This window comes from Streptomyces sp. NPDC029159 (assembly GCF_055564055.1).
The window spans coordinates 235,940-255,067 of the sequence record NZ_JBVHWT010000004.1; the positions used below are offsets into that span (position 1 = coordinate 235,940).

The 19,128-nt window shown below is 71.5% G+C and carries 16 protein-coding genes and 1 tRNA gene; 8 read left to right on the forward strand and 9 right to left on the reverse strand.

The window, feature by feature from the left end:
* The first annotated feature begins 76 nt into the window (after positions 1-76).
* Both ACZ4U4_RS10675 and ACZ4U4_RS10680 read left to right on the forward strand, forming a co-directional pair.
* Complete coding sequence (locus ACZ4U4_RS10675) at positions 77-802, forward strand: tRNA-dependent cyclodipeptide synthase (protein WP_467871459.1); 726 nt, start codon at positions 77-79, stop codon at positions 800-802.
* Entirely contained in the window at positions 799-1,809 is a 1,011-nt protein-coding gene (locus ACZ4U4_RS10680; protein WP_467871461.1) for a methyltransferase, read from the forward strand. The genes ACZ4U4_RS10675 and ACZ4U4_RS10680 overlap by 4 nt, the downstream gene beginning before the upstream one ends.
* 22 nt (positions 1,810-1,831) lie before the next feature.
* On the opposite strand, the gene ACZ4U4_RS10685 is transcribed toward ACZ4U4_RS10680, so the two are convergent.
* The 3 genes from ACZ4U4_RS10685 to ACZ4U4_RS10695 are packed head-to-tail and all read right to left on the reverse strand — an operon-like array spanning position 1,832 to position 3,448.
* A complete protein-coding gene (locus ACZ4U4_RS10685) occupies positions 1,832-2,185 on the reverse strand; it encodes a DUF6092 family protein (protein WP_467871464.1) in 354 nt (117 codons plus the stop codon).
* Complete coding sequence (locus ACZ4U4_RS10690) at positions 2,154-2,747, reverse strand: nitroreductase family protein (RefSeq protein ID WP_467871467.1); 594 nt, start codon at positions 2,745-2,747, stop codon at positions 2,154-2,156. The genes ACZ4U4_RS10685 and ACZ4U4_RS10690 overlap by 32 nt, the downstream gene beginning before the upstream one ends.
* A gap of 2 nt (positions 2,748-2,749) precedes the next feature.
* The gene (locus tag ACZ4U4_RS10695) at positions 2,750-3,448 is read right to left on the reverse strand and encodes a class I SAM-dependent methyltransferase (RefSeq protein ID WP_467871469.1); all 699 of its coding nucleotides are present in this window, start codon (positions 3,446-3,448) and stop codon (positions 2,750-2,752) included.
* A gap of 242 nt (positions 3,449-3,690) precedes the next feature.
* On the opposite strand from ACZ4U4_RS10695, the gene ACZ4U4_RS10700 reads away from it, so the two are divergent.
* Positions 3,691-3,763: transfer RNA gene (locus ACZ4U4_RS10700), tRNA-Arg, on the forward strand.
* A gap of 111 nt (positions 3,764-3,874) precedes the next feature.
* Here ACZ4U4_RS10700 and mobA read toward each other — a convergent pair.
* Entirely contained in the window at positions 3,875-4,708 is an 834-nt protein-coding gene (mobA, locus tag ACZ4U4_RS10705) for a molybdenum cofactor guanylyltransferase (protein WP_467871472.1), read from the reverse strand.
* A gap of 259 nt (positions 4,709-4,967) precedes the next feature.
* Positions 4,968-5,789 carry a helix-turn-helix transcriptional regulator gene (locus ACZ4U4_RS10710; RefSeq protein WP_467871475.1) on the reverse strand — a complete coding sequence of 274 codons (822 nt, stop codon included), beginning with the start codon at positions 5,787-5,789 and terminating at the stop codon, positions 4,968-4,970.
* 49 nt (positions 5,790-5,838) lie between these two features.
* Here ACZ4U4_RS10710 and ACZ4U4_RS10715 point away from each other — a divergent pair, with 49 nt between their 5' ends.
* From ACZ4U4_RS10715 to recQ, 4 genes are all read left to right on the forward strand, one after another.
* On the forward strand, positions 5,839-6,270 hold the full coding sequence (locus tag ACZ4U4_RS10715) for a DUF2000 family protein (protein WP_467871477.1): 432 nt from the start codon (positions 5,839-5,841) through the stop codon (positions 6,268-6,270).
* Positions 6,271-6,473: 203 nt separating this feature from the next.
* Positions 6,474-6,842 carry an effector-associated constant component EACC1 gene (locus tag ACZ4U4_RS10720; RefSeq protein ID WP_467871480.1) on the forward strand — a complete coding sequence of 123 codons (369 nt, stop codon included), beginning with the start codon at positions 6,474-6,476 and terminating at the stop codon, positions 6,840-6,842.
* Complete coding sequence (locus tag ACZ4U4_RS10725) at positions 6,839-8,485, forward strand: caspase, EACC1-associated type (protein WP_467871483.1); 1,647 nt, start codon at positions 6,839-6,841, stop codon at positions 8,483-8,485. The genes ACZ4U4_RS10720 and ACZ4U4_RS10725 overlap by 4 nt, the downstream gene beginning before the upstream one ends.
* 293 nt (positions 8,486-8,778) lie before the next feature.
* The gene (gene recQ / locus ACZ4U4_RS10730; RefSeq protein WP_467872088.1) at positions 8,779-10,809 is read left to right on the forward strand and encodes a DNA helicase RecQ; all 2,031 of its coding nucleotides are present in this window, start codon (positions 8,779-8,781) and stop codon (positions 10,807-10,809) included.
* Positions 10,810-10,909: 100 nt separating this feature from the next.
* Here the strand turns inward: recQ and ACZ4U4_RS10735 are convergent, their stop codons facing one another.
* Positions 10,910-12,253, reverse strand: a complete 1,344-nt coding sequence (locus tag ACZ4U4_RS10735; RefSeq protein WP_467871485.1) for a sensor histidine kinase — start codon at positions 12,251-12,253, stop codon at positions 10,910-10,912.
* Between the two features lie 127 nt (positions 12,254-12,380).
* A complete protein-coding gene (locus ACZ4U4_RS10740; protein ID WP_467871487.1) occupies positions 12,381-13,184 on the reverse strand; it encodes a hypothetical protein in 804 nt (267 codons plus the stop codon).
* A gap of 407 nt (positions 13,185-13,591) precedes the next feature.
* Between ACZ4U4_RS10740 and ACZ4U4_RS10745 the strand changes: the two genes are divergently transcribed.
* Entirely contained in the window at positions 13,592-13,903 is a 312-nt protein-coding gene (locus ACZ4U4_RS10745) for a hypothetical protein (protein WP_467871489.1), read from the forward strand.
* Between the two features lie 171 nt (positions 13,904-14,074).
* Here the strand turns inward: ACZ4U4_RS10745 and ACZ4U4_RS10750 are convergent, their stop codons facing one another.
* A complete protein-coding gene (locus tag ACZ4U4_RS10750; protein WP_467871492.1) occupies positions 14,075-15,598 on the reverse strand; it encodes a glycosyltransferase family 39 protein in 1,524 nt (507 codons plus the stop codon).
* A 416-nt stretch (positions 15,599-16,014) separates the two neighbouring features.
* The gene (locus ACZ4U4_RS10755; RefSeq protein ID WP_467871494.1) at positions 16,015-18,990 is read right to left on the reverse strand and encodes a D-alanyl-D-alanine carboxypeptidase family protein; all 2,976 of its coding nucleotides are present in this window, start codon (positions 18,988-18,990) and stop codon (positions 16,015-16,017) included.
* Positions 18,991-19,128 lie beyond the last annotated feature (138 nt).

The window sequence follows — 19,128 nt, forward strand, 5'->3', positions numbered from 1 at the left end:
ATGTGCGGGTACAGCTCACATGCCGGAGCGCCCTGTCAGCTCGGGCAGCTCATCATCCCGTTCGTGGGGAGAGCCCATGGCCGATGGCCAGTCTTTCGACTCTGCAGAGACTTTCCAGGCGTACGCCAGCTGCCCCCGGTCCCAGCAGGTCTGGGACCAGGGGGAGCACGCCGTGATCGGGGTGAGCGCGGGGAACAGCTACTTCACCCAGGAGCGGCTGGCCGGCCTGCTGGGTTGGGCGATCCGCCACTTCTCCACCGTCGACGTCATCTACACCGACGTCCACATCGACACGATGCTGGTCGCCCTCGGCAACGAAACCGGTCATGCGGCCAAGCTCGCCAAGTCGCAGATCCGCGATGTCCGGCGGCGCACCCGGCGGGCGGTGGAACGGCTGGGGGCCTGCTCGGAGAAGGTGCGGATGCAGCCCATGTCGTCCTTCTTCGAACGGGAGGAGTACCAGGCGGTCCGCTCCCGCGTGGTCGAAGCGGTCGCCGCCGGCGACCGGCTGGCCGCCGCGTGCAAGGAGATGGTGCACCACTTCCTCGACGGCAGGGAGGTCCCCGGGGAGCGGGTGCCGCACGTCATGGAAGCGGGGCTGGAGTACCTGCTGGCCGAGCTGCCGTTCTTCGTGGACAGCCCCGGCATCCTGGGCGTGGGCTCCTCGGCGGTCTGCTACCACGTGAGCACCCCGATCGTGGAGTACTTCAAGGAGCCGGACCACGACGTGCTCTGCGCCGCGCCGAACCAGGGTTACGTGGTCGTCCGGCCCACCGCCTGGTCCACCGGAGCCGACGCATGACCGGGGGCCCGGACCCCGGCGGCGCCCGCCTGCTGAACCTCAGCGACGGCCTGCTCGCCGCCCGCGCCCTGCACCTGGTGGCCGCCACAGGCGTCGCCGATGCGCTGGCCGCAGGCCCGCGGCCGGTCGGTGACCTGGCGGCGGCCACCCGGACCCACCCCGACGCGCTGCACCGGCTGCTGCGCGTACTGGCCGGTGAGGACGTTTTCCACGAGGTGGAGCCCGGGGTCTTCACGCTGACCCCGACCGGGGAGTACCTGCGGTCGGACCACCCGGACTCGGTCCACGCCATGCTGGCCTTCTCCGAACTGGTGGGCCACTCGTTCGCCGACGCCATGCACAGCCTGCGCACCGGCGAGGCGACCTTCCCGCAGACCTACGGCAAGCCCTTCTTCGACTTCCTGCGCACCCGGCCGGAGGCCGACGGACTGTTCAACGCCGGCATGGCCCAGGTCACCCGCCGGGACGCCGCGGCGCTGGTCGACGCCTACGACTTCGGCGAGGCACGCCGGATCGTCGACATCGGCGGGGGTGACGGCTCTCTGCTCCTGACGGTCCTCGGCGCGTTCCCCGGCACCGAGGGCGTGCTCTTCGACCAGCCGCATGTGGTCGCGGCGGCCCGGGAGCGGATCGCGGCGGCGGGCCTCGCCGACCGCTGCCGGACCGTCGCCGGCGACCTCTTCGGCGCCCTGCCGCCGGGCGGCGACCTCTACCTCCTGAAGTGGATCCTGCACGACTGGCCGGACGAGGAGGCCGTCGCCATCCTGCGGGGCTGCCGGCAGGCCATGGGCCCCGACGGACGGCTGCTGGTGATCGAGCGGCTGATCCCGCCGGGCAGCCACCCCCACCCGGCGAAAGTGCTCGACGTGGTGATGCTCGTCCTGCTGGGCGGCCGCGAACGGACCGCCCAGGAGTACGAGGCGCTGCTGACCGAAGCGGGCCTGGCCTCGCGCCGGTTGATCGACACCGGGGCGGGGCTGAGCGTCCTGGAGGCCCGCCGGGCCTGACACCGGCCCGGCGGCAGCGGCGTCAGGAAGGCGGCGCGGGCGCGGCGGCCTCCGGTGCGGGCAGCTGGAGGCCGGCGACCATCTGCCGGCACATGCCGTCGAGAAGCGCCGCGTAGTCGCGGTTCTCGTCGGGCGCCTGGTGCAGAAGATCGTCCAGCCCGGCGTGGACCGCGACCAGCTCGGGAGAGCTGCCGCCCCCGTCCGCGTACAGCGCGAGGACGCGGCGGGCGCCGTCCATCAGCCGGTAGAGCGCGTACGACGGCGGTTCCTGCAGCAGCCGGCGGGCGCTGCTGAGGAGATAGGCGGCGAGCAACGCCAACTCCTCCCCGTCCTGCCGACCCTGGTCATCCGGGGTGCGTGGGGTGCCAGTGCTCATGGCGGACCACCTCCTGTGGGGCGCGGCGGGGCGACGGCTGAAGGGGCTGGTCCGGTCGGCCGACCGGAACCAGCAGAAGAGGTTCGAGAGCGCCGGGCAGCCCCAGCAGCAGCTGCACGGGCTCAGCCAGAAAGCTGCTCACCGGACAGCCGCCCAGCCCCTGCGCATGCGCGGCGAGCAGGAAGTTCTCCACCGCCATCGCCACACAGAGCGAGCCGACGTCCCACAGATGGGGATCGCCCGTCATCCGCGCATGATCGACGCAGGCGACCAGCACGAGCGGCGGCACCCCGATGATCCCCGGCGCGAACGCCCTAAGGCGCCGCACCCGCTCCGGCGCCCGCACCGCCACGAACGCCCATGCCTGCTTGTTGGAGGCGGAAGGGGCCGCCAGCATCGCCTCCAGCAACGAGGCGAGCAGCTCGTCACCGACCGGCTCGTCGGTGTAGGAACGCACCACCCCGCGCGTACGGATGACGTCCAGCGTCTCCGCGCCGCGGGCCGTGGCGATCCGTACGCCCGGACGCGGCTCGGCCGTTCCCACCTGCACTTCCCTGTCCACCGCTACCCCTTCTCCGCACGCAGCAGAAGATTCACCGGCTCCTCACCCTCGCCGGCCAGCCCCTGCAACGGCTCCCAGACCACCCGGGCGAACCCCGAGGCGAGCAGCACCTCCTCGAGCGTTCCGCAGCCCCAGTGGTGCACGCGCAACGTCATCGGGGGGACGGTGGGCACGGAGATCGTGTACGGGTCCCCGTCCCGGACACCCGCGGGGCGGTGCACCACGAAGCCATTCGCCTGCGGCCCGTTCCCGTGCAGGCGCGGATTACCCACCAGCGCGAGCAACCGGCCCCCGGGCGCGAGGTTCGCGCAGATCCGCTCACCCATCCGCGCCAGGGCCCGCCGGCTGTCCGCGTAATGCAGCACCGCCACGGCGATCGCCGCCGAGAACTCCCCCAGCACCGGCAGGTCCACCAGATCGTGCACCTCGTACCGCACCCCCAACGGCTCCCGCTCCTCCGCCCGCCGCGCCTCGGCCACCATCCCCGCCGACACATCCACCCCCACCACCTCGGCCGCCCCCCGCCGCCTCAACAACCGCGCATACGCCCCCGACCCACACCCCACATCCAGCACCGAGGCCCCCTCGACCGCCCCCAGCGCCCCCAACAGCGAAGGAATCTCCACCCGCTCCCGATAAGGCCCCACCACCCGCTCCACATCCGCATCCCGCACCGCAATCGCGTCATATTGCTGAACCATGGGGACCTCCAGCCACATATCGGACGGGGGATCTGTGCCCGTACGCGATGGCTGACGTACGGCTTTACAGCTGATTGCGCCGGAATGGCTCTCTTGGGGGCTGGGGCCAGTGCCCGGACACCGGCCCCAGCCCCACCACCCACCCCCATCCGCTAACCTGTCTGGGACCGCCGCTCCCGGCGGTCCCTCTTGCCGAAACCGGAAGAAGCCCAGAGCCCTCCTCAGGTTTCACGCAGGACCCCGCCTCCGTAGCTCAGGGGATAGAGCACCGCTCTCCTAAAGCGGGTGTCGCAGGTTCGAATCCTGCCGGGGGCACTGGCTACGCAGCAGGTCAGAGCATGTGTGAGGCCCCTCGTTCTTTCGGACGGGGGGCCTTTGCTCTGTCCAGAGTCCACATAGGGGCCACGTCCCTCCCCGGGAGTCGCCTCATTCGGGCACCGGGCTCGGGATCCCACATCCGAGTAGGCGTCCGTTGTTGCGTGATGGGACGGTAGCCACCGGTGTCAGGTGGCTCATCGGCTGACGAAGAGACTGTTCCGGCATCTCATCCCTGCCCCCTTCCGCAGCCGCGACCGCTCTGGCGAGGGTGACCGCTTCCCAGGTGTCGCAGTCGAAGGATGCTCCCGCCACGTCGGGGAGGTACCGGAGTGCCAAGCCGTCCGTGAGCAGGCGGATGGGGAGGCCGGCCAGGATGGTGTAGCGGCGGGTGAGGTGTGCCAGGCCCCGGCGGAGGGCGTGGGTCCTGTACGCGGCGAACAACGGGTTGTCCCGGCCCTGGGTCTCCAGCATCATCGCTCCCTCGGCCCCGGAGGCGGCTGCCTGCGACAGGAGTTCTTCCAGCATGTGTCGGCGTACGAAGGGGAGATCGGCCGCGAGGACAGTCACGAACGGAGCGTGAACCCGCTCCATGCCGGCTGCCAGGGCTGCCAGCGGACCGCCGTACACCGGATTCTCCTGCACCTCATGGACCGGTAAGGCGGTCGGCCGGTGGGGGCCCACCACGATGGTCGATCGTGCTCCTGAGCATGCCCGTAACGCGTGGTCGAGCAGGGATCTCTCCCCCACGCGCACCATCGGTTTGTCCGCTCCGCCCAGGCGTCTGGCGCGCCCTCCGGCCAGCACCACCGCGTCGTGGCGTCCGCTCCACCGGCCGCCGGCCCGGCCCTCTTGAACGGCTCCGGAAGCTCCTTCTGCGGTGCCTGCGCCGGTGCTCAACTCCTCGGCCCCGCCCCGTCCACGCCTGCGATAAGGCACGATCATGCCGGAAAATCCCCCTCCACAGCCGGTCCCGCATCCATCCAGAGCCCTGAAGCCCCCTCCAAGCCGGGGACTTGTCGCGCACCGGCATCGCCTCGGCTGCGCACGGAGACCGACGGCAGCTTCGGCTCATCCATCTATGCCCTGGTGTCTCGTGTGGCGTAACGCGGTCCGGCGAAGGGTGGCGGCCGGGTACCGCGCTCGGCGCTGCGGATGCGGCCGGGACGACGTCATCGTCATCGACCACAACCGCCCGGCGTCGTCATGGACGATGCGGCGTCGTCGCCGCTGACGGCCCGCGGGCGAAACGGCCCGGGGTGACGCCGAGGAACCGTTTGAAGTGGCGGGTCAGATGCGGCTGGTCGTAGAAGCCGCTCGCGGTCGCCGTCTCCGCCGGGGGCAGTCCGTCGAGGAGCAGACGGCGGGCGCGGTCGACGCGGCGGGCCGTCAGATAGCGGTGCGGGGCGATGCCGAACGTGGCGGTGAACGCCCGTACCAGGTGGGCGGGGTGGGCGTGCAGCAGCCGTGCGGCCTCGTCCAGGCGGACGCCGGGGAGCAGCCGTTCGTCGAGGAGGTCGCGCAGGGCGTGGGCCGGGCCATGGCCGGGCGGCGGTGGTGCGGTGAGGAGGCGGGGCCGCAGGTGGCCGCGGAGCCGTTCGGCGATCAGGGTGAGGCGGCTTTCGGCCTCCAGTTCGTCGCCCGGGGACGCCAGGGCGGTGTGCAGCCGGCCGATGCGGCGGCGCAGCAGGGGGTCGGCGAGGTCCGGGCCGTCCACCGCGGGACCGATGAAGCCCTCGTCCAGCTGGGTCAGGTCCAGGTAGAGGACGCGCTTGCGGAAGCCGCGGGCGGTGGCGGACGAGCCGTTGTGCGGGACCTGGGGCGGGAGCAGGGAGACGGAGTCGTGCGGGGTGCCGTGGGCGCGGCGGTTCAGGTCGTAGCGGACGGCACCGTCGTCGACGATCAGCAGCGTCCACACGTCGTGGAGGTGCATCGGGTAGGCGTGCTCGGTGAACCGGGCGTGCAGCACCTCCACGACCCCCGGGATGCCGGGGCGCCATGCGGAGATCTCCTGCCGCGCCACCATGCAAAGAACGTACAAGAAGGGGCGACGGGGCAGTTGACAGCCTCGGGGCATGACGAACGAGAACGCCCCGGTACGTTTCGACACCAAGATCGCCGTGCTGCTCCGTGACGATCTGGCGGTCTGGCAGCGGCTGAATGTGACCACTTTCCTGGTCAGCGGGGTCGGCACGGAGATCCCCGAGATCATCGGCGAGCCGTACGCCGACGCCGACGGCACGCCGTACCTGCCGATGTTCCGCCAGCCCGTGCTGGTCTTCGAGGGGACGAAGGAGACCTTGACCACCGCCCACGGCCGCGCCCTGTCCCGCGCGCTCCCCCGCTCGGTGTTCACCTCCGACCTCTTCGCCACCGGCAACGACCGCGACAACCGCGCGGCGGTCCGGGCCGTACCGACGGCTCAGCTGGATGTGGTGGGCCTGGCGGTGTACGGGCCGCGCAACGCGGTGGACAAGGTGGTCAAGGGGGCGCGGATGCATCCGTAAGGGGCGGGCTGCGACTGCCGGCCGCTGACCACTGGCTGCTAGCCCGACAACAGGGCACGGAAACAGAGTCGTGAGGTGGCACCCACCAGGAATCCATTACAAATTGCACACTCAAGGCTACGCCACGTATCGACACGTCGCGTATTTCATGTTGCCGCACGAATGGTGATGCGTTTTTATTTCGAATCCGGCAAGATGCGCCTGTGATACATCCTGACTCTCAGCCGCTGTGGATCCGTACCGACTCCGGAGATGCCGAACTACGGTCACTCCTGGGCTGGTTGCGGTGGGACGACGCACTTCGCGGACAGGTCCGACCGGAACACGCTCCGGTCGGACCGAATGAGATGGGTGGACTCCTCGAAACGCTCACGGTCGCTGCCGGGTCCGGAGGCGTTCTGGCAGCTCTTGCCGGCTCGCTGACATCATGGATTTCGCAGCGCCGATCGGATGTCAAATTTACCGTGACCACGCGCGGTGGGCAGAGTATCGAGGTCGACGCCAAGCGGGTCGACGCCGTGGCACTGACTAGGGATTTGGAACGCATAATACGGGAGGGGGGTGAATCGTGACTCGCCTCCCCGACCCCTCCCGGTCGCGAGCAGTACTGATTGGCTCCGGAACTTTCCCAGAGGCGAAGGGATTTCCTCCCATACCAGCCGTCGCGGCCAACCTGACAGGCCTCCAAGGGGCGCTGACCAGTTCAACAATCGGATCCCTGCCACCGAATCACTGCACGCTTCTCAGTGATCCGCGCACGACGTCAGAAATTGGCCAGGCTCTTTCTCTGAGTGCAGAAGCCACAGACGTACTGTTCGTATATTACAGCGGGCATGGAATGGTCGACGAGCGCGGCAGGCTCTACTTGACCTTGTCGTCCACGAATCCCGATCAGCTGCGATGGACGGCACTCCCCTTCGATACGCTCCGGGAAGAGCTCGCGGCCAGCCCCGCATCCGTTCGCATACTCGTTTTGGACTGCTGCTTTTCAGGCCGAGCAGTCGAGGCGATGTCCGACAGGAACGGGGTGATCACCGGGCAAATTGACATAGCCGGCACCTATACCATGACGTCGACAACGGCGAATGCGACCTCGTACGCGCCGACGGGTGAAAAGTACACAGCCTTTACGGGCGCCCTGCTGGCGGCGTTGAAGTATCAGGAGACACTCACGCTGGACGAGGTCTTTCGAAAGGTGGAACTCCGCCTCATGTCGCGCGGCCTTCCCCCACCCCAGCGCCGCGCGATCAACGCCGCGGGGGATCTCATCCTCACCAAGAGCCGCCAAGCAACCGCACGCCGCTCGATCGGCGAGGTGTCCGACATCCGTCCCGGGCGTCAGTTCAGTACTCGCCGCCAAGCACACGACGCAGGAGTGCACCGCCCTCTCCAGGCCGGTATCTGCGGAACCAGAAAAACTGGCGCAGAGTCCATAGTCATCTCCGGCGGCTACAAGGATGACGAGGATCGTGGGGACGTCATCATCTATACCGGGCACGGAGGGCAGGACGCGGCCGGCAACCAGGTCAGCGATCAGTCCCTGGACGACCCGGGAAATGCGGCCCTGGTGACCAGCTACCTAGAAGGCCTCCCCGTCCGCGTCATCCGTGGCTGGCAGAGCGTTTCCTCATACGCACCGACCAAGGGGTACCGGTACGACGGCCTTTACCGCGTGACCAGCTATGGAAGCAAATCCAGCCTTGACGGATTCTTGATTTGGCAGTTTCGACTGGAGGCTTGCGAGGGAACTCCGCTCCCTGAAGTAAAGCGGCAGGGAAAAGTAGCCGGAGCGACCAGGTCCGCAGCCAAACGTAAGCTCGCGGAACCGATGAAAGACGTCGACGGAAAGCCGAACCACTCGACAAACACCGTGCAGCGAATCGTGAGAAGCAACTCCGTTCATCGCCAGGTGAAAGAGTGGTATGACAATCGGTGTCAAATATGCGGCATCCGCATCGAAGTGCCGGGCGGCAGCTACAGCGAAGGCGCGCACATTCAGCCCCTGGAGAGCCCGCACAACGGCCCGGACACCGTCGGCAATGCGCTCTGTCTCTGCCCAAACTGCCACGTGATGATGGATTCCGGCGCCATCGTATTCAACGATGACCTCGGCATTGTCCGGGCCGGCCAGAAGACGGGCACCTTGAATGCGCACCCGCAACACCTCATCGATCTGGAGTGCGTCAGGCAGCACCGCGACCGCTGGAGAGAGTGAGGCGGCAAGCCTCCACCGCCGACAGCTGCGAGGCAGCACCTCAGCTCTTCGTGACTGCCTCCAGCTCTCAGCTCACACCCGGCGAAGCACACCACTCGGCCCTACATCGGACTGCTGGATCGCGCCCCTGGCGCGCCCTGCCGCGCGTGCGTATCCCACCGGAGAGGCGCTGCTGGCACACTCACCCGTCCTCACGGAGCGGAGTTGTCCACAGGCTCGGCGTGGTCGGGTGGATTCCTCGTACGCTTTCAGGCATGGGTGAGGTCGAGGTGGCAGAAAGCGCAGGCAGCGACATGGCGGTCGAGCCGGATGTGGGCGAAGCGGTGCAGGTGCTGCGCCGGGTGTTCGGTTACGACGCCTTCCGCGGGAGTCAGCAGGAGATCATCGAGCATGTGATCGGCGGCGGGGACGCCGTCGTACTGATGCCGACGGGTGGCGGCAAGTCGCTGTGCTACCAGATTCCGTCGCTGGTGCGGCCGGGTGTCGGCATCGTGATCTCGCCGCTGATCGCGTTGATGCAGGACCAGGTCGACGCGTTGCGGGCGCTGGGTGTGCGGGCCGGGTTCCTCAATTCCACGCAGGACGTCGAGGAGCGGCGGCTGGTGGAGGCGGAGTTCCTCGCCGGTGAGCTGGATCTGCTGTATCTCGCGCCGGAGCGGCTGCGCGTCGAGCAGACGCTGAGCCTGCTGGACCGCGGCAAGATCTCCCTCTTCGCGATCGACGAGGCGCACTGTGTCGCCCAGTGGGGCCACGATTTCCGGCCCGACTATCTGGCGCTGTCGATGCTGCACGAGCGGTGGCCGGATGTCCCGCGGATCGCGCTGACCGCGACGGCCACCGAGGCGACGCACACCGAAATCACCTCGCGGCTGTCGATGGGCGAGGCCCGGCACTTCGTGGCGAGCTTCGACCGGCCCAACATCCAGTACCGCATCGCGCCGAAGAACGAGCCGAAGCGCCAGCTGCTGGAGCTGCTGCGCACCGAGCACGCCGGGGACGCCGGCATCGTCTACTGCCTCTCCCGCGCCTCGGTGGAGAAGACCGCCCAGTTCCTGGCGGAGAACGGCATCGCCGCGGTGCCGTACCACGCGGGACTGGACGCCCGGACGCGCGCCGCGCACCAGTCGCGGTTCCTGCGGGAGGACGGCCTGGTCGTCGTCGCCACCATCGCGTTCGGCATGGGCATCGACAAGCCCGACGTACGGTTCGTGGCCCATCTGGACCTGCCGAAGTCGGTGGAGGGCTACTACCAGGAGACGGGCCGTGCGGGGCGTGACGGCCAGCCGTCGACGGCGTGGCTGGCGTACGGGCTGCAGGACGTGGTGCAGCAGCGGAAGATGATCGACGGTTCGGAGGGCGACGACGCGCACCGGCGGCGGCTGTCGGCGCATCTGGACGCGATGCTCGCGCTGTGCGAGACGGTGCAGTGCCGCCGGGTGCGGCTGCTGGCCTACTTCGGTCAGGAGAGCTCGGCGTGCGGCAACTGCGACACCTGCCTGGCGCCCCCGCAGACCTGGGACGGCACCGTGCCGGCGCAGAAGCTGCTGTCGACGATCGTGCGGCTGAAGCGGGAGCGGGGGCAGAAGTTCGGCGCCGGCCAGATCATCGACATCCTGCTGGGCCGTAAGACCGCGAAGGTCGTCCAGTTCGACCACGACGCGCTGAGCGTCTTCGGCATCGGCACCGATCTGCGGGACGTCGAATGGCGAGGCGTGGTGCGGCAGTTGCTGGCCCAGGGACTGCTGGCCGTCGAGGGCGATTACGGCACGCTGGTGCTGACCGAGGCGAGCGGCGAGGTGCTGCGCGGTGGCCGCGAGGTGCCGATGCGGCGGGAGCCGGAGAAGGCGGCGCGGGCGGCGAAGGCGAAGTCGGCGAAGGGGAAGCGGGCGCCGGTCGATCTGCCGGAGGCGGCGCTTCCGGTCTTCGAGGCGCTGCGTGCCTGGCGCGGCAGCACGGCGAAGGAACAGGGCGTCCCGGCGTATGTGATCTTCCACGACGCGACGCTGCGGGAGATCGCCGTCGCCCGCCCGGCCACCACCGCCGAGCTGGGCACGGTCAACGGCGTGGGCGAGAACAAGCTGGCGAAGTACGGCGCGCAGATCCTGGAGGTGCTCGCGGGCGGCGACGGCGCGGGCGACACCGCGGCTGCTGCCGGGCAGCCCGTCGGCGCGGCGGCGCGGCCTGCGGCAGCAGCCGCCGCGCCCGCGGCCCGGCGCGCCGGTGGTCCGAGCCACTTCGACGGGCCGGCGGGCGCCGTGGACCTGCCCGAGCCTCCGCCGGAGGACTGGGACGCGCCGGAGCCGCCGGAGGACATCGACTGGTGACGGCAAGGGGTTCGGGCGGCGCCTGATTCCGGGCGCTGGGAGAGGACGGCCCGGCTTCCGGGGCGCCCTCGACCTCCGCCCGGCGAGGGGAAACCGCAGATCAGGGGGTGTGATCGTGTTCGGGGGAAGGCGGGGGAAGGTGCAGGGTCGCGCGGGCGCCGCCGTCGGGGGCGCGGGAGAAGCGGAGGTCGATGCCGAGGACCGCGGCCTGGCCGACGGCGATGGTCAGGCCCAGTCCGTGACCGCGGCCACGGCCCGGCGCATCGGTGCGGAAGCGCCGCGGACCGTGCCGCAGCAGATCGTCCGGGTAGCCCGGGCCGTGATCGCGTACCTCGATCGTCGGCGCGCCGCCCGGCGCCCCGCCCGGGGCCGCGTCGACGGTGACGACGACGGGCGGGCGGCCGTGGCGGTGCGCGTTGAGGACGAGGTTGGTGAGGATGCGGTCCAGGCGCCGCCGGTCCGTTTCGACGACACCGGAGGACACGGTCCGGACCTCCGTGTCGAGCCCGGTGGCGTGCACACAGCGTTCGACGAGCGTCCCCAGGTCGTAGGAGGCGAGGTCGGCGTGTTCGGCGCCGGAGTCGAGGCGGGAGATCTCCAGCAGATCCTCGGTGAGCCGGTGCAGCGCCCGCAGCCGGTCGTTGATCATTTCCTTGGGGCGGCCCTCCGGGAGAAGAGCGGCCGAGGCCAGGATGCCCGTCAGCGGCGTCCGCAGCTCGTGTGCGACATCGGCGGTGAAGCGCTGCTCGGCCTGGAGCCGGCTCTGCAGCGACCCGGCCACCGAGTCCAGCGCCGCGGCGACCGCCGCCACCTCGTCGCCGCCGGACGCGCCACCCCCGGTGGACTCGTCCGGCCCGCCGCCCGGTGGCGCGCCGACCCGGGCGTCGAGGTCGCCCGCGGTGATCCGGCGGGCGACGGCCGCGGTCCTCGTCAGCCGGCGGCTGATCCGGTGCGCGAGGAAGAGTCCGGCGAGCGCCACCGCCGTCGCGGCCAGCACCGCCGACCCGAGGATGGCCGTGTCGAACTTCTCCAGGGACCGGCTGGTGTTCCCGTACGGCGACCACACGGCCATGATCTGATCGCCCGCGGGCGCCGCCGCCCACATGACGGGACGCCCCCGATACGTACCGACCATGCTGCCCTGCCGGCCACTGCGTACCAACTTACGTAGCGGGCCGGGAAGTTGGGGCGGGTCCAGGACGGAGTTGATGCCCTCACGGGAGGTGCCGTACTCGAAGAGGTCCAGAGCGATGTCGAGATCCGCGCGCGTCTCCTTGCGGACCTGGCCGACGGTCTGACGGGCCACCGCGTTGTGCACCAGCACACCGAGGACCGCGGCGACGGCGCAGCACACGGCGGTCACCGTCAACGCGATCTTCCACCGCAGGGAGACCGCCGCACGGCGCACCGCCCGCCGGCCCAGCGCGACGAGCCGCCCCGGCACGCCGCGCGGGGTCGCACGAGGGTGGGGTGAGGGGTGGGGAGGGGTGGGGGCGGGAGGGGAGGGGGGAGGCCCCCCGGAAGACCCACGCCACCGCCCCGGCCACCTCATCCCCGCCCTCCCCTCGGGCTCATCGCCCCACTCCGTGCGGCGCGGGCGCGGCGGCAGGCGTGGGCCCGGCGACGGGCAGAGCGACAGCCGCAGCCGCAACGGCGGGCGAGGCGGCAACCTGGGCGGCGGGCGCCGCGGCGCTCCCTGCCGTGGCCGCAGCTCCGACCCCGGCGCCTGGCCCGACGGCAGGCGGCACCGGCGGGATCGGCTCCGGTGTGCCGCTGCGGGCGGGTTGGGGTTTGCGGGCGTCGTCGAGGGTGAGGTCCCAGAGCGTCATCCGGTCCTTGTCCCAGAGGTAGTCGGTGACGCTGACGTAGCGGGGGTCCTTGGTGGGCTCGCGGACGACGAGGTGGCCGGCGGCGAGTTCGACGCCGGCCAATACGCCGCGCAGGGCCAGTACGCGGGTGACGACCTGGTGCCGGACGCTGTAGACGCGCAGGTCGCTGGTGCGGTCGTCGAGGTCCACGGCCATGATCAGTTCGGGTTTGCCGTCGCCGGTGAGGTCGTTGAGGACCGGGCGGCGCACCGAGCCCGGCGGCGGTGGCCGCTGCCCGTCGGCGGTCAGATCGGCGTCGAGGACGGCGCGCGGGTCGGCGTCGGCGATGTCGCCGCTCGGGAGGTGCGGGATGTGCGGTACGGGTTCGAGCGCGACGGGGTTGTCGCTCCGGCTCGGCGGGGCGGGCGAGTGGTCGGTCCACAGCGCGAACGGCGCCTTCACCTCTCTGGCCCGTCCGTCGCTCTGCAGCCCCTCGAACCCCGCGCACCCCGCGACGAGGGCGAGCGGGAGCAGCACGGCGAGCGGCGCCAGGGCCCGTCGGCGCATCCGGTCACCGCCTTCCCTGAGCGGCGGGCGCCACCGGGCAGGGGCACGGGCCCGCCGACTCCGGGAGCGCCGCGCAGATGAATCGGTACATACAGCGCCAAGTTACCCAAGGTGGCGTGGGGGCGGAGGGTTCAGGTGGGCCATTCCGTGACGGGACCGTGCGCAGAGATCGCGTGACTGTTACACGACGTACGGTTTCCCGTGAAACAAGCTCCGTAGCGTAGGGCCCGCGGAATCGGTCCGGGACCGGCCCCGGGACGGTCGTGTGAACGGTGGAGATCCGTCTTCGGGGCCGGTCCCGGGACGCTTGTGAGAGCGCACGAGCCGGGCGCGCCGCATCGCCGCCCTCCCGACCGTGCCCATCCGATCCACCGATCCGCCCGATCCGTCCTGACGAGGAGTGCCCGATGTCCGACCAGCGTCGCTCTGTGATCCGCACCGTTGCCGTCGCGTCCGGTGCGCTCGTCGCGCTGCTGCTGCCCGCCGGTGCGGCCGTCGCCGCCGATACGACCGGGCCGGTGGTCGGCGACCGTACGGCGATCATGCTGCCGGACAACGGGCTGGCCGGGCTGGCGGAGAAGGTCGGCCACCTGCCGACGGCGCTCCTCGTCGCCGGGTTCGGCGCGCTGGTGGCGTTCGGCATGGTGGGCCTGGCGACGCGCCGCCGCCGTCAGGACTCCGCGCTGGGCGGCGCCACGGCGAACCGCCGCGGGATGTGACGGGCTGACAGCCCGACCGGCCACCCTCCTCCCGGGCTGACAGCCCGACCGGCTCCCCTCCCGGGCTGACCGGCCACCGTTCACCCACCACCGCACCGCACCGGCCGACCGCCGAACCCGCTGCTCGGCGGCAGCTTCTTTACGAGCGCCCGGGCACCGGCCCGCCGCGCCCTACCGCCCCTCGGGCGCCCCACACCCCGCCTCGCTCCGTGCGTAGAGCGCCACCCGCCCGCCGTGCACCAGCCGGCTCCGGCAGAGGACGAACGCCTCCCGCAGGGTGGTGCGTTTGGCGATTTCCTGATCGCTGGGGTCGTGCGGCTGGTCGGGGCCGTCGCCCACGACCACGATGCGGCCGGTGGGGGCGGTGAGCATCCGGTCGCGGATGGTGTCGCCGGAGCGCTCGGTTCCGTAGAGGGTGCGGGAGGCGACCGGGTCGCGGCGCAGGGCCAGATCGTGCAGGTCACGGTAGGTGTCGGGGTGGGCGGCGACCCAGATGCGGCGGCGGGCCGGGGTGAAGAGCAGGCCGTCGCCGGGCCCGGCGAGGGCGCGTACGGCGTGGGCGACGGCCGTGGCGTCGTCGACCCGGCTGACCGGCATCCGCAGCCGGATGTCCACGGGCAGCGACGCCACGACGACCAGGGCCAGTACGAGGGCGCGCCGCCGCAGCCGGGTGCCGGTCTGGCCGTCCTCCCCCACCGGGCGCAGCAGCCGGGCCAGCGCGGCGCCGGCCAGCAGCGCGAAGCCCGCCAGGTAGTAAAGGACGTAGCGGTCGACGTAGGCCGGTTCGGCGGTGGAGAGGAGGAAGAGGAGGAGGGTGGGGAGCAGGAGGAGGGGGAGGCCGAGGGCGCGCAGGCCGATGGGGCCGCGGGAGCGGATGCGGGCGCGGGAGCAGGCGATGCCGGTGGCGGCGAGCACCGCGAAGGTGAGCAGTTGCAGCGGGTCGGGCCAGATCAGCCAGCTGAGCTGGTCGGACTGGCGGGTGCTGTAGAGGGCGAGCGGGACGAGTGCGGCGAGGACGCCGGCGGCGGTGAGGGCCCAGGTGCGCAGGGTGCGGCGCGGCAGCCGGCCGAGGATGAGCGCGGCGCCGTGCACCGGAAGCACCAGGGCGGCGAACTCGTGCAGCAGGCACGCCGTCAGCATCAGGGCCGCGTAGCCGCCCCACAGGGCGCGGCACGGGCGGCCGGGCGTCCACCGGGTGCGGACCGCGATCCGTACGAGCAGGTGGCAGGCCCAGACGACGAGGGCGCAGACCAGTGCGTACGAGCGGCCTTCCTGGGCGTACTGCTGCACGGGCGGGAGCAGCGCGAAGACGATTCCGGCCCAGCGGCCGGTGCGGGGCCCGACGAGGAGGTTCCCGAGGAGCGCGACGCCGACGGCGGCCGCGGTCATGGCGGCGAGGGACGGCAGCCGCAGCGCGATGACGTCCTCGCCGAGGGTGCGGCCGACGGCGCCGCCGAAGGCCGGGCCGAGGAGTCCGCCGGGCCCGAGGACCGCTTCGTAGGCGGTGAACCAGAGGTGCATCAGCGCGTAGTAGAGGCCGTGCACCACGTCGATGTGGCGGAGGGTGGCCCAGAGCGCGGCGGGGGCGCGGTGTGCCATGTCGTACGTGACGATCTCGTCGCGCCACATCGCGCCGTCGCGGCGCAGTCCCCAGGCGCCGAGCGCGCACATCAGCGCGGCGGGGGCCCAGACCACCGTGTTCCGCAGCCGCCGGGCGGGCGGCGCGGGGGGCTGGGCCGGGGGTGCGGGGGCCGGTTCGGTTCGGGTGGCGTCGATGGCGGGCTCCGGTCGCGTGCGGGGCGGGCGGGGCGGGTGGTGGCCCGGGCCCGCCGGAGGTGCCCCCGGAGAGGGGCGGTCCCATGCTCGCCCCAGGAATGGGCCCGGCGTCTCATCCCTTAGGGGCCGGGCCGCCGCTCCCCTCGGACGGCGGGACGGCTTCGCTCCCCCGGCGTGCGGCCCCTACGGGTCGGACGCGCTTCCGGTGGGGCGCGGGGGCCTTCCCCCGTACGGGGCCGCCCGGGCCGGAGGTGCCGGGACGGCGAAGGCCCCGTACGGGGCGAGGCCCGGCCCCGTACGGGACGGGGCGGGCTCACCCCGTACGGGGCCGGGGTTCAGCCGATGCGGGTCAGCTTGGCGCCGAAGGTGGGCTCGGTCAGGTCCTCGGCGAGGGCGACGGGCACCTGCTGGGTGCTGTCGCCGCTGCCGACGGTCAGCACGCCGACCTTCGTCCCGGCCTTGGCGGTGTGCGGCACGGTCTTGCCGCCGTTGCCGATCGAGAAGGCGGCCTGCAGACCGGGCCAGCCCACCGCGGTGAGGTCCTTGGTGGCGACGACGGGCGTCTCACCCCCGAGACCGTCGTCGACATAGCCGACGACCTGCCCCTTCTTGACCACCGTGTCGGCGATCAGCGCCTCCCGGGCCGCCTTGATCACCTTCGCGCTGTTGTCGAGCGCCAGCTTGAGGTGGGCGTTGGAGTCGGAGCTGTTGGCGCGCTGGTCCATCGTGACGCCGAGCAGCAGCTGGTCCTTGCCGCCGACGGTGCGGTACGCGGCCCACATGAAGGCGCCGCCCGCGGGGGTGCTGGAGCCGGTCTTGATGCCGCGGACCACGTACGGCATCGTCGTGAGCAGGCTGTTGTTGTTGAACAGCCGCTCCGGCAGCCCGTCGATCTGGACGTTCTCGGTGGCGACGACGGCGCGGAAGGCGCCGTTCTTCATCACCTCACGGGCGAGCTTGAGCTGGTCGACGGCGGTGCTCACCGTCGTCTTCGTCAGGCCGCTGGGGTCCGTGTACGTCGTGTTCGTCATGCCGAGCTTGCCGGCGGCGGCGTTCATCTTCTTCACGAACGCCTCCTCGCTCCCGGCGTCCCACCGTGCCAGCTGACGGGCGGCGTTGTTGCCGGAGGGGATCATCAACATCTGGAGCATCTGCGTCTGGTTGAACTTCTGCCCCGCCTTCAGCGGCACGCGCGACTCGTCCTTGTTCTTGGAGTCGGCCGCCGCCTTGGCGTCGATGGTGATGGTGGCGCCCTTCTCGCCCTTCTTCAGCGGGTGGTCGTTGAGGATGACGTAGGCGGTCATGACCTTGGCGACGCTCGCGGTCGGCACCGGCTTCTGCGGCCCGGACGTGCCGAGGCTGCCGACGCCGACGACCTCCGCCGCGGACTGCCCCTGACCGGGCCACGGCATGGCGAGCTTGCCGCCCTTGAAGGTGAACGCGGTCGACTCGCCGACGGCCAGCGTCGGCTCCGGCAGCGTCCGCAGCGACTGGACGACCACGAAGATGATCGCCAGCAGGATGACCAGCGGCGTCCAGATCTTGAACCGCCGGACGACGGTACGCAGCGTGGTCTCGGGCGGCGGCGGGGTGTTGGTGAGCTGCGCCAGCAGGTCGAGCGGCGGCAGCGGCTCCTGCCGGGTCCGCTCGCTCTCGGGCAGCGGCTGCGGCCCGGCGGCGGCCGCGGCCTCACCGGGCTTGGCGGCCGCGGGCTTGCCGGACGCGGCCTTGTCCGCTGCGGACTTGTCCGTTCCGGGCTTGCCGGGCGCCGTCGGGCCCGTCGTGGCCTCCGCCTTCGCACCGGTGTCCTTCTCGCCCGCCTTGGCGGCCGTCTTCCCGAGGGACCGCCCGGCGGCACCGGTGTCGTCCGACTTCAGCGCGACGAACTGGCTGGTCCGCTCGGCGTCCCGCTCGGCAGCGGCGGACTTACCGGCACCGCCGCCCTTGCCCGCGGTCTTGTCGCTCTTGTCGCCGGGCTTGGGCTCGTCCTTGGATGCCTTCGCGTCCTTGGCGTCGGATTCCTTGGCGTCCTTGGACGATGCGGCGTCGGCCTTCGCGTCCTTGTCGGACGTGGCGCCCTTCGCGGACTTGGAACCGGTCGGCGGGGCGATACGGAAGGCGGTGGTCGGCGGGTCGACCAGGTCGGCGTCCGCGCCGCCCTTCTCGTCGGCCTCGTCCTTGCCCTTGGGCTCGGCCTTGCCGTCGCTCTTGCCCGCCTTGTCCGCGGCCTTGGGCTCAGGCTTGGACTCGGCCTTGGACCCGTCCTCGCCCTTCCGCGGGTCCTTCACCGACTTCGCGCTCTCGTCGTCGGCCTCGGCCTCGGCGCCCTCGCGCTCCGCCTTCGCCGTCGGCTTCCGCTTGCCGTCGGACTTCGCGATGGTGAAGACACGGGTGGCGTCGTCGACGGGCTCCTCGTCCGTGCCGGACTTCTTGCCCTTGGTCGTGAAGACGGCCGTCGGCCGGTCCACGTCGTCGTCCTCGTCCGACGCGTCGCCGCCGTCCGCCGCGGAGGCGTCGCCGCCCTCGGCACCGGAGACCGGCTTGCCGTCCGCGGCGGCCGTGTCCTCGGCGTCGGACGCCTTACGGTCCGCGGCCTTGGCTTCCTCACCCTTGGGGCGCTTTGCGCCGCCCTTGTTCCCGGCGTCGCCGCTCCCGGCCTTCGCTTCACCGGCGGGCTCGGCGCCGTCCGCGCCCTCGTCACGGGCGCCACCGGCGTCGGCGGCGTCATCGGCGCCGGACCGCGTACCGGAATCGTCCCCGGCGTCCGCGCCGGACGTCTCGGCAGCCTCCGCGGCGGAGCCCTTCACCCCTCCCGCGGCGGCGCCTATGGCCTTTGCGGATCCCTTTGCACCCTCGCCGTCGGCAACGTCGTCGGCGTCGGAGGCATCGGCGCCCGCGTCGTCGGAGGCGTCGGAAGCGTCCGTGCTCTCGGTGTCGTCGTCCTTGCCCGCGACCCAGGCGGCGACGGCGGCCCGCAGCCGGTCGTCGCCGGGGCCGTCGCCGTTCTTGGCCGCCCCGTTCGCCCCGGCGGTCTCGGTGGGCTCGGCCGTCTCAGGCGCCACATCGGCCCCAGAAGCCCCGTCCGTCGCCTTCTCCGGCTTCTTCGGCGCCTCCGTGACCCCGGACGCCTCGGCAGCCTCGGTAGCCCCGCGTCCGGCCTCCTCGGCCTTCTCGGGCTCCGTGGCCTCCGTGGTTTCCTCCGTCGCCTCCGCCGGCTCCCCCCGGAGGACGGCGAGGCGCGGGTCGTCCGCGCCCCGCATCTTCCCCGACGCCTGCTTCTTGCCCGACTTGTCGGGGGACTCGCCCGCCACCGATGTCTCCTTCGTATGTCGCACTGCCTGGCCCAGTGTTCCCAAGTGTCCTGTGTCCGCACGGCGCGGATCCCGCCGCCCCACGCCACCTCGTTCCGCCGGGTCCCGTGGAGGTAGCCGTCGACGTGCTAGACGAGA